Genomic DNA, 10,748 nt, shown 5'->3' on the forward strand with positions numbered 1-10,748 from the left:
GGTGGGGAACCCGCCGACGGCAAGAGGTTTCAGGCGGCTTGCGCAGCGAGCACGACGGGGAAGTCGATGTCGGTCTCGGCGACGTTGTTGATGTAGTTGGTCAGCACGTTGAGCGCGACCGAGGCGACGATCTCGATCACTTGCGCTTCGCTGAAACCGGCGAGCCGCACGGCGGCGATGTCGGCGTCGCTGACCTTGCCACGCGCGGCAAGAACCTGACGGGCGAACACGATCGCGGCGTCCGCCTTGGCGTCGCCCGAATGGCCGGCGCGGTTCAGCGCGATCTCGCTGTCGTCGATCCGGGCGAGGTTCAGCCCGAGATAGGTGTGGGCCGACAGGCAATAGTCGCAGCCATTGGCCTGCGCGATGGCGATGGCGATCCGCTCGCGCGTCTTGGCGTCGAGCGTGCGACCCAGCGCACCGTTGAGGCCGAGATAGCCTTCGAGCGCGGCCGGGCTGGTGCCGACGAGGCGGAAGAGATTGGGCACGACGCCGAGCTGCTGTTCGACGGCGTCCAGCAGTAGCCGGGATTTTTCGGGGGCAGCTTCACGGGCGGGGATGGTGAGGCGGGACATGGAATGTTCTCCGGCGCGAGCGGCTGGATGCCGCCGGTCCATTGAAGATGGCATTGTCTTACACATGTGATAATCCGTTCATCATACACTTCACTCATGCTTATAACGGGATAATCATGGACCGACTGGACGAGTTGCGCACGTTCGTCGCGGTCGCCGACCAGGCGAGTTTTGCCGGGGCCGCGCGCCACTTGCGGATCTCGCCGACGGCGGCGAGCCGGGCGGTGGCGTCGCTCGAAGCGTCGCTCGGCACGGCGCTGCTGCGCCGTACCACTCGATCGGTGCGCTTGACCGAGGATGGTGCCGCCTACTTGGAGCGGTGCCGTGCAGCGCTGCTCGAACTCGAGGACGCCGCCCTGTCGTTGCGGGGGGATGGCGCCACCCCGGGCGGGACGCTGGTCATCACCGCCCCGGTCACGTTCGGGCGGCTGCACATTCTGCCGTTGGCAAACCGGCTGCTTCGGGCGCATCCGGCGCTGAAGGTCTCGCTGACGCTGGTCGACCGGGTGGTCCGGCTGGTCGATGAGGGTATCGACGTCGCGGTGCGGATCGGTGACCTGTCCGACAGCTCATTGCATGCATTCAAGGTGGCTGAGGTGCGCCGCATCCTAGTGGCAAGCCCCGCCTATCTCGCCGCCCGGGGCGAGCCGGCCAACATCCCGGCGCTCCACCATCATGACCTGATTTCGTTCGCCGAAATCGATCGCGCGCCCGAATGGCGCTTTGGACCTTCCGGCAAGCCGGCGATCAGGATCGAGCCGCGCCTGATCGTCAACACCGCCGACGCGGCAATTGCGGCCGCCATCGACAGCATGGGGATCGTGCGGGTGCTGTCCTATCAGGCGATCGATGCGCTCGCTGCCGGCAAACTGGTGGCGCTGCTCGACCAGTTCGCGCCGCCGCCCATCCCGGTCCACCTTGTCTATCAGGCGAACCGCCGGGCGTCCGTAAATGTGCGCGCGTTGGTCGATGCCGCGCGGGATCACTTCAGCGGGAAGGATCTGACGGCCCGATCGCAAATCGGGGGTGCCAGCTTCGTTGGCCCGCTTCCGCCCTAGATCCCGGCATACCACTGGTATCCTGCCGAATCTTCCCAGTAACCGCCCTTGCCGCCGCCGATCTTGTCGAGGCTGGCGACCAGTTCGACGCGCATCACGTATTTGGCCTGCTTGTAGCCCAGCTGGCGCTCCACCCGCAGCCGCAGCGGTGCCCCATGGCCGACGCCGAGCAGCTGGTCGTTCATGCCCCAGGCGAGGATGCTTTGCGGGTGGTAGGCGTCGATCAGGTCGATGCTTTCGTAATAGGGATCGCCATCGAAATCGTCGGCGCAATGGAACACGACGTAGCGCGCCGCCGCCAGCACTCCGGCGGCATCGAGCGCCAGTTTCAGCGGCAGGCCGGTCCATTTGCCGATGGCGCTCCAGCCTTCGACGCAATCGTGGCGGGTGATCTGGGTGCGGTGGGGCATCGCCCTGATCTGCGCCAGCGACAATGACAGCGGGCGCCGGACCAATCCGTCCACGATCAGCCGCCAGTTTGCAAAGCCTTCGGCGATGTGGGAATCGTAGTCGTCAGTGTCGGGATTGGTGTTGCCGTTGGTGCGAAAAACCGGCGACATGTCGAGTGCCGAAAATTCACGCGCCAACGCCGAGCGGTTCGACAGCAGGCGCTGCGATCCCATCGTCAGGCTTTCCCCTGCGCCAAGGACGTGCCGGACTGCCGGGGACGCGACGATCCGGTCGCACCCGGACAGCAGCAGGCCCCCGGCGGAGGCGCCGATGGATCCGATCAGGCGGCGGCGTGTCAGGATCGTCATCGTGCTTTCTCCTGCGGCAGCCGATACCAGCCGGTGATCATCGAGCGCAGTTCGTTGAACGGTCCGGCCAGCAGCACCATCAGCAAATGCACCACGATGAAGCCGACGATGAGCGCAGCGCAGATGAAATGGATCGACCGTGCCGACTGGCGGCCGCCGAACACATCGAGCAGCCAGGGCCACGCGGCATCCATGCCGGGCGACATCGTCAGCCCGGTCAGCACCATCGCCGGCAGCAGGCCGAAGATGATGCCGATGTAGCTGAGCTTCTGCAGAATATTGTACCGCCGCGCCGCTTCGCCGGTGTGGAAGCGCAGCCGGGCATGGTCCGTAATGTCCTGCCACAAGTGGCGCGGGTGCAATTCGGCGGGTGTTGGCGCAAGGTCGTGCTGGAAGTGGCGGCTGGCCAGACCCCACAGCCAGAATAGCAGTCCGGGGATCACCAACAGCCAGGCGAAGGCGAAATGCCATTGCCGTGCGGCCGCCAGATCGTAGCCCGACGGGATCGTGAGCAGCGGCGGGAACGCGAGCGCGACGCCGTGCGAAATGCCCAACACGCCGGTGGTAGGGACTGTCACCGCGCCGATCCTGAGGAACCCGCTGGCGCCCGTGCTGCCGATCGCCAGCCACGGCGTCTCGTGATTGGCGCCGTACTGGCCCCAATAAAGCTGCGGATGCGCGTTGAAGATCATCAATCCGCTCATCAGCATGACGATGACCGACAGCGCATTGATCCAGTGCCACAGGCGCACGGGGCGCCGCTGACGATAGATCAGGTCGCCGCCGGTCGGGCGGGCAGGGACAGGGTCGGACATGGGTGGATGTTCCTGAAGGACCGGCTTGCCGGGGTGGCGCGCATGGCCCGCCACCCCGGAGCGGATCAGTTGCCGGACTTCATCATGCTGTCGTGCGCCATCGCACCATCGTGCTTCATCATGGAATCGTGGTGCATCATGTCGGGGTGCATCCGCGCTACGCGCCGGCAGCTGGCGCTGCGCATCATCCGGTCATGCGACATCGCGTTGCAGGTTTGCATCCGGCGGGTATCGGCGGCCGACATATGCACCATCGCACCGTGGTGCATCCCGTCCTTCATCATGGCTTCTTCGGCAAAAGCCGGGGCGGTGGTGGCCAGCGACAGCGCGGACAGGGCGAGCAGGGTCAGGATACGCATGGGATATTCTCCGTGGTTCGGTTTTTTGGGGGTGGCGTCGATTGGGGGGTACAGCCGAGACGCCGTCGGCCCGGGAAGGTTCAAAGCTTGCGCGCGGAAACGATCGGCCCGCCGTTGCCGCGCTGCACGAACACCGCTGTGGCAAGACCGGTCTCGTGGGCGGCCGTCAGCGGGAATGACGCCGCAGGTCCGGTCCAGGCGCCAAGCCTCACCAGTTCGCGCACGATGTTGCGGTGGGGCAGGGTGCGCCCGCCGTTCTCGCCCGCCCGGATCGGCACTTCGCGCGTGCGCGGGTCATAGCGGACCAGCCAGACGGTGGCAGGGCCGCTGGCGGTCGCCGCTGCGACGCGGACGGCCGACGCGCTGGCGGAAATCGCCGGGCCGCCGCTCGCGAAACCGGCTCTGGCGACGGCCGCCTCCAGCGCCGGGCGATTGCTGCCGACCACGGCATATGTCCCGTTGACGATGAATTCGGGCGTGGCGACTTCGCCCCTCCCGGCCCGCGCATAGTCCTGCTGCCGGGCCGTGAAGCCGGGCGAGCCGAACGTGTCCTTCCAGCCGAGCCGGTCCCAGTACGTGACAGCGAACGAGAGCGCGAGCACGTCTCCGCGATCGGCGATGGCGTTAAGCGCTGCATTGGCCGGTGGGCACGAGGAGCAGCCCTGGCTTTGGTATAGTTCGATAACCACCGGCTGGAGCGACGAGGTGGCGGCTGCCGCCGCGTGCGGCGATGCCGCCTGCGATGTGCCGTACGCAACCAGCGCCGATGCGCAGCCGATGAGCGTGACAAGTGCGACGGACCGTATTTGCGGCATGGTGCTGCTCCACAGGAACCACCGGCCGGATCGGCCAGTCGATGCCATGAGTTCGCGCGGTCCGGCGGGATGGTTACACAAGGCGATCATTTTTGCCGGGACGGCGGCATCGCAAAAAATCGCCGCGACCTGTAACGAACGTGGAGTACCATGCGAATGACCCTTCAGGAGCGTGAATGCGGGCGAGCGAGGATCAGCTCAAAACCTGGATGGTCGAAGGCCTCGATGGCAATGCCGCTTCGCATGCGGCGTTGCTGCGGGCCCTCGTTCCGGTGCTCCGTGCCTTCTACCGCCGCCGTGTTGGCGACGGGGATGCCATCGAGGACATCGTGCAGGAAACGCTGATCGCCGTTCACACCCGCCGCATCAGCTACGATCGCGAGCGGGTCTTCTCGGCGTGGCTGTTCGCGATTGCCCGATACAAGATGATCGATCACTTCCGCCGGACGCGACAGACTTGTCCGATCGAAGATGTCGAGGATATCCTGTTCGCCGCAGGGTTCGAGGATGAGGCCAACGCCCGGATGGATGTCGACCAGCTGTTGGCCGCGCTGCCGGAAAAGCAGGCCCGGGCCATCCGCGAAACCAGGATCGACGGGCACAGCGTTGCCGATGCAGCCCGCACGGCGGGCATCAGCGAATCCGATGTCAAGATATCCGTCCATCGCGGTCTGAAGGCCTTGTCCGCGCGTATTCGAGGGGAGCGCCTGTGAACACCGACTCCCTGATCGAGACGCTGGCCCGCGATGTCGGCCCGGTGCCGCGCCACGCCGTGGGGCGTCGACTTCTGTTCGGCCTGCTCGCCGGGGGAACCGTCACCGTGCTGCTCATCGCGGTCAGCCTCGGGTTTCGCAGCGACCTTGGCCTGGCCATGCACGGGTTCACGTTCTGGATGAAATGGGCCTACACGATGTCGCTCGGCTTCGCTGCGATCGCCATGGTGGCGCGGCTCGCGCGGCCCGAACCCGTTCACCTGTCGGCATTTTGGCCGGTCGTGATCCCGTTCGTGTTGCTGGCGATCGTCGCCATCGCCGAAATGGCACACGTTCCGTCCGGCGATTGGCTGGCCATGTGGCTGGGCCAAAGCTGGAAGCGATGCCCGTGGCTGGTGCTGATGCTGTCGGCACCGATCTTTGCAGGCCTGCTCTGGTCGTTCCGGCGCCTTGCTCCGACACGGCTGCGCGCGGCAGGCGCGGCTGCCGGACTGGCTGCGGGCGCGTGGGCGGCAACGCTATACTGCCTGCATTGCCCCGAGGTATCGGCGCTGTTCGTGCTGACCTGGTACTCGCTCGGCATCCTGCTTGCTGCAGCGATCGGCGCGCTCGTCGGGCCGCTTGTCATGCGCTGGTAGTCATAACAATTTCCAGAGCGCACCGAGACCAGCAGCGGGTTGGCGGGATCGCCGAAGGCGCGGCGGGTGGCGGCCTCGATATGCTTCAGCCCATCGGCGACGGCAGCGCGCAAGGCATCGTCGAAGGTCTTGCCCGCGCCGTTGTAGGCGGTGCACACTTCGGTGGTGATCGAAAAGCCCGGGGGCACCGGCAGGCCGACCCCGGCCATCTCGGCCAGGTTGGCGCCCTTGCCGCCGACGATGGTCTTGTCACGCGACCGGGGGGCATCCTGGCGCAGCCCGCCACCGAAGGCAAAGACCTTTCTTGGCGTAGCCTAGCGCTTCACCATGTCCAGCGCGACGTCGACGATCATGTCTTCCTGCCCGCCGACCATCTTGCGCCGGCCCAGCTCGACCAGGATCGCGCGGGTATCGAGCCCGTGTTCGGCGGCGGCCTTTTCGGCGTGGCGCAGGAAGCTGGAATAGACCCCGGCATAGCCCAGCGTCAGCGTCTCGCGGTCCACGCGCACCGGGCGGTCCTGCAACGGACGGACGAGGTCTTCGGCCGCATCCATCAGCGCGTAGAGATCGCAGCCGTGGTTCCAGCCATAGCGGTCGGCGGCGGCGATGAACACTTCGAGCGGGGCGTTGCCTGCGCCCGCACCCATGCCGGCAAGACTGGCATCGACCCGAAGCGCGCCGTTCTGCACCGCAACGATCGAGTTGGCCACGCCCAGGCTGAGGTTGTGGTGCGCGTGCACGCCGCGCTGCGTCTCGGGCTTCAGCACGCGATCGTAAGCCTGCAGCCGCGCGGCGTATTCGTCCATGTTCATCGCGCCGCCGCTGTCGGTGACATAGACGCAATGCGCGCCGTAGCTTTCCATCAGGAGCGCCTGCTGCGCGAGCGGTTCCGGCTCTGACATGTGGCCCATCATCAGGAAGCCCGACACGTCCATGCCCAGATTGCGCGCGGCCTCGATGTGCTGCTTCGACACGTCCGCCTCGGTGCAGTGCGTGGCGATGCGGACCGAGCGCACACCAAGATCGTAGGCGCGCTTGAGATCGTGCACGGTGCCGATGCCGGGCAGCAGCAGCGTGGTCAGCACGCTGTGCTCCAGCACTTCGGCGACCGCGCCGATCCAGTCCCAGTCGGTATGCGCGCCGAAGCCGTAGTTGAAGCTGGAGCCCTGCAGCCCGTCGCCGTGCGCGACCTCGATCGCATCGACCTTGGCCCGGTCGAGCGCGCGCGCGATCGCCTGCACATGATCGAGCCCGTACTGGTGGCGGATCGCGTGCATCCCGTCGCGCAGCGTCACATCCTGAATGTAGAGCTTGGTGCTCATGGGATCAAAGCTCATGCCGCCGCTCCTTCGTGCATCCGCGCCGCGATCTTCTCGGCGGTGCGCAGCGCGGCCGAGGTCATGATGTCGAGGTTGCCCGCATAAGCCGGCAGGTAATGCGCCGCGCCCTCCACTTCGAGGAACACGGTGACTTTCAATCCGGTGAACTCGGTCCGCCCGGTCTCGGCCATCTCGGGAATGCGCAGCGGCTGGTTGTCGCCGATGCTTTCGAACTGCACCGCCTGCTTGAGCCGGTAGCCGGGGACGTACGTCTGCACTTCGGCGACCATCGCCTCTATGCTGGCGCGGATCGCGTCGCGGTCGCCGTCCTCGCACAGGCAATAGACCGTATCGCGCATGATCAGCGGCGGTTCGGCGGGGTTGAGCACGATGATCGCCTTGCCGCGCGTCGCCCCGCCCACGTCCATGATCGCCTGGCTGGTGGTCTCGGTGAACTCGTCGATGTTGGCGCGCGTGCCGGGGCCGGCGCTCTTCGATGCGATCGAGGCGACGATTTCGCCGTAATGGACGCGTGCCACGCGGTTGATCGCCGCGACGATCGGGATCGTCGCCTGCCCGCCGCAGGTGACCATGTTGACGTTGGGCGCATCGAGGTGCGCCTCGCCGTTGACCGGGGGGATGGTGTAGGGGCCGATGGCGGCAGGCGTGAGGTCAATCACGCGCTTGCCGTGGGCCTGCAGCACGGCATTGTGATGCTGGTGCGCACCAGCCGACGTCGCATCGAACACGATCTCGATCTCGGCGAATCCGGGCATTGCGACCAGCCCGTCGACGCCTTCGGCGGTGATCGGAACGCCCAGCCGCTCCGCGCGCTTCAGCCCGTCGGATTCAGGATCGATGCCGACGAACGCGCCCATTTCCAGCGTCCTGGACAATCGCATGACCTTGATCATCAGGTCGGTGCCGATGTTGCCCGACCCGATGATCGCGACTTTTGTGCGGGTCATGTCAGGCTGCTCCATAGGTAAAGCTGGCTTCGCCGAGCCCGCCGACAATCGCCCGGACCCGGTCGCCCGGGGTGAGCGTCACCATCGGCCCGAGCGCGCCGGTGAGCAGGATGTCGCCCGCCTGCAACGGTTCTCCGCGCGCTGCCAGCGTGCTCGCCAGCCACGCTGCGGCATTGAGAGGATGGCCCAGTGCGGCGGCACCGGCACCGAGCGAGGCGACCGCGCCGTCGACTTCGAGCACCATGCCGCACGTGAACAGGTCGAGCCCGGCGAGCGGCTTGCCCGCTGCCCCCAGCACGAAAAACGCCGACGATCCGTTGTCCGCCACGGTATCGGCGAAGGTGATCTTCCAATCGGCAATGCGGCTGTCGACAATCTCGATCGCGGCGTGGACTGAGGCGACGGCATCGGCGAGCTGTTCGGGCGTGGTAGCGGGATCGGGCAGGGCGCGGCCCAGCACGAACGCGATTTCGGCCTCAGCCTTGGGCTGGATCGCGCGGTCGGGATCGAGCGTGCCACCGTCGGCCACCGCCATGTCGTCGAACAACACGCCGAAATCGGGCTGATCGACACCGAGCTGCGTCTGAACCGCCTTTGCAGTCAACCCGGCCTTGCGCCCGACGATGCGCCGGCCCTGCGCCTCCCACAGCCGCGTGTTGATTGTCTGCACCGCATAGGCGCCCTCGACATCGACCGGGTCGAGCCCGTCGCGCATCGGCGGCACCGCGCCACCGGCATAGGCATCGCGCAAGCGGCGCGCGAGATCTTCATGGGAGGGGGTGGTCATTTCTGTGGTCCTCTCTGTCACATGGCCGATACAGCGTGACAGAACTTGGCACCAGAGCCCTGAACCGCTATCTTCTCACATTATGAGAGAAGGAACGCCGCATATCCGCTCGCTCAAGCGCACCTTGAGCATGCTGGAAGCCGTGATTGCCGACGGCGGGCGCAACAGCTTGTCTGGGCTTGCACGCCAGATCGGCATGCCGATCGCTACCGCGCACCGTCAGGTGACGACGCTGGTTGCAGAGGGATATCTTGCGCCATCGGGTGGCGGGAGGCATGTGGCCGGCTCGCGACTCCTGGGATTGCTCCACCGGCTCGATGAGAAGCAGGTTGTGGCCAATGTCGCGGCGCCGTTACTGCACCAGCTGGCGACCCGGGTACGCAGCGTTGTGCAGCTTGGCACATTCGAGAATGACATGGTCACGTACCGGATCAAGACCGGGCGCGGGGCGAGCGACCTGTTTACCCGCATTGGAATGCAGCTGGAGGCCTATTGCTCGGGGATTGGTAAAGTGCTGCTGGCCCACCTGCCGAAGCATGAGCGCGAGGTCTATCTCGCGGGCGGGCCTTTTGTCGCTCTGACGGCACGCACCATCGTTAATCCCGATCAGATGCGGCACGAGCTCGATGCCGTATTCGACCAAGGCTACGCAATCGATGACGAGGAGATTGCACCCGGTCTGCGCTGCATGGCGGTACCGCTGCGCAATAGCGATGGCATCGTGATCGCAGCGATTTCGGTGTCGCAGGCACTCTCGTCACGGGGGCGCGTGAACGATCCTGAACTGCTGGAAATTCTTATGGAAACAGCATTGGCGATAGAGAGCGAAGCGCTTGCGTAAGAGCCCGAGCGAAAAGGAGTTGAGCGATATCAGAGGGATGTGTTTCACGGTCGCTGTCGAGACGATGGGAGAAGCACATGGCCTGGACTGATACCGCCCGGCGGCGGCATAAGCGGGATGGGGCTAGTTACCCAAGCGATTGCGGGATGAGGAATGGGCCGCAAGCGGCTGTGCATGGCGGTGACAAAACCAGCCATTGAAATGCTGGCGGTATGCTGAGCGTGGCGGCGTTAAAGCCAGCCAGTGGGCAGGTTGCTCGTTTTGGGGGCGGCAGAGGATGTTTGCTGTGGAAGTGTATGCCGCCGTTCGGCGCTTCGTGTTCAATGATGGCAACTTTGGGCACTGCGGCAGCCAACCTTTCGGCGCTGGCCATCGCCCCGCGAATATCATCAGACTCAAGTGCAATGCCGGCGCTGGCAACACCCGGCCAGTGACCTTCGCCCAAGGCTCGCCCAGCTGCGCCGGCGAGCGGGTCGCCAGCGCAGCCAGGTCAGCGTCGGGTCTGTCGCGGCGGCTGCCCCTCACGCAGATGAACGAGCACGTACAAGCTCAAGCTGAATCCCCTTGATCAAATAATACGAGATGATGGAGAACCATGAAAGCCATGCAAAGTATGGGAAGTAGTAGCTCAAGACACCGTTCCAAGCGAACGGCCCGACTTTGAGGAAGGCGGTCAGGCTGGCCGGGAGGAAGGTCAATCCCGCCCAGATCGAATAGAAGCACGCCCAGCGCGGTATCAGGGCTGGTCCGATTTGTCGAACAGCCCGATGAGCAAGTCTGGGGCTGGTACGAGTTCGCGTTCGGGACCGGCATGCGGCCGAGTGAGCAAATCGTCGTCCAGTGGAACGATATCGACTGGAAGCGCCGCACGATTCGTGTGCAGCGAGCACGGGTGCGTCATGTTCTTAAATCGACCAAGACCCGTAGCGCCCGCGATGTCGATCTCACCATTCGTATGATAGCAGTGCTTCAGCGGCAGAAGGCGCACAGCTTCCTGCGCGGCGCAGAAACACCGGTCTTTATCAACCCGGTGACGAACACGCCCTGGCCTGACGTACAGGATCAACGGAAGCTCTATTTTCATCCTGCGTTGCGCGCATCG

The 10,748-nt window shown here is 65.4% G+C and carries 13 protein-coding genes and 1 pseudogene; 5 read left to right on the forward strand and 9 right to left on the reverse strand.

Annotated elements, in window-relative coordinates; genetic code table 11:
- Positions 1-29 precede the first annotated feature (29 nt).
- Positions 30-575 (reverse strand): carboxymuconolactone decarboxylase family protein, encoded by a 546-nt coding sequence (locus NL2_RS16700; protein WP_068076825.1) that lies wholly within the window; start codon positions 573-575, stop codon positions 30-32.
- Between the two features lie 116 nt (positions 576-691).
- On the opposite strand from NL2_RS16700, the gene NL2_RS16705 reads away from it, so the two are divergent.
- Positions 692-1,633: a LysR family transcriptional regulator gene (locus NL2_RS16705; protein ID WP_068076826.1), complete on the forward strand. Its 942-nt coding sequence runs from the start codon at positions 692-694 to the stop codon at positions 1,631-1,633.
- Here NL2_RS16705 and NL2_RS16710 read toward each other — a convergent pair.
- The 4 genes from NL2_RS16710 to NL2_RS16725 form a co-directional block, all read right to left on the reverse strand.
- Positions 1,630-2,391, reverse strand: coding sequence for a molybdopterin-binding protein (locus NL2_RS16710; protein ID WP_068076828.1), 762 nt, complete (start codon positions 2,389-2,391; stop codon positions 1,630-1,632). The two genes, NL2_RS16705 and NL2_RS16710, sit on opposite strands and share 4 nt — an antisense overlap.
- Positions 2,388-3,206, reverse strand: a complete 819-nt coding sequence (locus NL2_RS16715) for a cytochrome b/b6 domain-containing protein (protein WP_068076830.1) — start codon at positions 3,204-3,206, stop codon at positions 2,388-2,390. The genes NL2_RS16710 and NL2_RS16715 overlap by 4 nt, the downstream gene beginning before the upstream one ends.
- Before the next feature lie 65 nt (positions 3,207-3,271).
- Positions 3,272-3,565, reverse strand: a complete 294-nt coding sequence (locus NL2_RS16720) for a hypothetical protein (protein ID WP_068076832.1) — start codon at positions 3,563-3,565, stop codon at positions 3,272-3,274.
- 80 nt (positions 3,566-3,645) lie between these two features.
- Positions 3,646-4,380, reverse strand: a complete 735-nt coding sequence (locus tag NL2_RS16725; RefSeq protein ID WP_068076867.1) for a DUF1223 domain-containing protein — start codon at positions 4,378-4,380, stop codon at positions 3,646-3,648.
- 176 nt (positions 4,381-4,556) lie between these two features.
- On the opposite strand from NL2_RS16725, the gene NL2_RS16730 reads away from it, so the two are divergent.
- Positions 4,557-5,093 carry a sigma-70 family RNA polymerase sigma factor gene (locus NL2_RS16730; RefSeq protein WP_068076834.1) on the forward strand — a complete coding sequence of 179 codons (537 nt, stop codon included), beginning with the start codon at positions 4,557-4,559 and terminating at the stop codon, positions 5,091-5,093.
- The gene (locus tag NL2_RS16735) at positions 5,090-5,731 is read left to right on the forward strand and encodes a DUF1109 domain-containing protein (RefSeq protein WP_068076836.1); all 642 of its coding nucleotides are present in this window, start codon (positions 5,090-5,092) and stop codon (positions 5,729-5,731) included. The genes NL2_RS16730 and NL2_RS16735 overlap by 4 nt, the downstream gene beginning before the upstream one ends.
- A gap of 11 nt (positions 5,732-5,742) precedes the next feature.
- Here the strand turns inward: NL2_RS16735 and NL2_RS20860 are convergent.
- The 4 genes and pseudogenes from NL2_RS20860 to NL2_RS16750 form a co-directional block, all read right to left on the reverse strand.
- Positions 5,743-6,009, reverse strand: a pseudogene (locus NL2_RS20860) (PEP/pyruvate-binding domain-containing protein); the annotation flags it as partial.
- 36 nt (positions 6,010-6,045) lie between these two features.
- Positions 6,046-7,068, reverse strand: a complete 1,023-nt coding sequence (gene dmpG / locus NL2_RS16740) for a 4-hydroxy-2-oxovalerate aldolase (RefSeq protein WP_068076838.1) — start codon at positions 7,066-7,068, stop codon at positions 6,046-6,048.
- The gene (locus tag NL2_RS16745; protein ID WP_068076869.1) at positions 7,065-8,018 is read right to left on the reverse strand and encodes an acetaldehyde dehydrogenase (acetylating); all 954 of its coding nucleotides are present in this window, start codon (positions 8,016-8,018) and stop codon (positions 7,065-7,067) included. Before NL2_RS16745 ends, dmpG begins: the two co-directional genes overlap by 4 nt.
- 1 nt (position 8,019) lies before the next feature.
- Positions 8,020-8,805 carry a 2-keto-4-pentenoate hydratase gene (locus NL2_RS16750; protein WP_068076840.1) on the reverse strand — a complete coding sequence of 262 codons (786 nt, stop codon included), beginning with the start codon at positions 8,803-8,805 and terminating at the stop codon, positions 8,020-8,022.
- A gap of 82 nt (positions 8,806-8,887) precedes the next feature.
- On the opposite strand from NL2_RS16750, the gene NL2_RS16755 reads away from it, so the two are divergent.
- On the forward strand, positions 8,888-9,646 hold the full coding sequence (locus NL2_RS16755) for an IclR family transcriptional regulator (protein WP_068076842.1): 759 nt from the start codon (positions 8,888-8,890) through the stop codon (positions 9,644-9,646).
- A 742-nt stretch (positions 9,647-10,388) separates the two neighbouring features.
- A partial coding sequence (locus NL2_RS20865) for a tyrosine-type recombinase/integrase (protein ID WP_245647732.1) occupies positions 10,389-10,748 on the forward strand: 360 nt, incomplete at its 3' end.

This window comes from Novosphingobium lentum NBRC 107847 (assembly GCF_001590965.1).
Classification (GTDB): Bacteria; Pseudomonadota; Alphaproteobacteria; order Sphingomonadales; family Sphingomonadaceae; genus Novosphingobium; species Novosphingobium lentum.